The following is a 276-nucleotide window of genomic DNA, read 5'->3' as shown; positions in this document are numbered from 1 at the left end:
AACGCGCCGAAAGTAGTTGGGGGATCGCTCCCTGCGAGGATAGGACGTTGCCGCGCGAAAACAAGCTTTAGCACCTGGCTTTGTGCTGGGGCTTGGATTATGGAGAGTTGTCCGAGTGGCTGAAGGAGCAGCATTGGAAATGCTGTATACGGGTTCAAGCCTGTATCAAGGGTTCGAATCCCTTACTCTCCGTAGTTATGACCCGTTGGTCAAGTTGGTTAAGACACCAGCCTTTCACGCTGGTAACGTGGGTCCGAATCCCGCACGGGTCACTTT

At 53.6% G+C, this 276-nt stretch carries 2 tRNA genes; both read left to right on the top strand.

Going from position 1 to position 276, the window contains the following annotated elements:
* Positions 1 to 101 precede the first annotated feature (101 nt).
* Positions 102 to 192 (top strand) — tRNA-Ser (locus IV45_RS03365).
* Positions 193 to 199: 7 nt separating this feature from the next.
* A tRNA-Glu gene (locus tag IV45_RS03360) sits at positions 200 to 272 on the top strand.
* Positions 273 to 276: the final 4 nt, after the last annotated feature.

This window comes from Limosilactobacillus secaliphilus, assembly GCF_001437055.1.
GTDB lineage: Bacteria > Bacillota > Bacilli > Lactobacillales > Lactobacillaceae > Limosilactobacillus > Limosilactobacillus secaliphilus.
The sequence above is the reverse complement of the archived record's forward strand: the minus strand, read 5'-3'. Positions and strand labels throughout refer to the sequence as shown.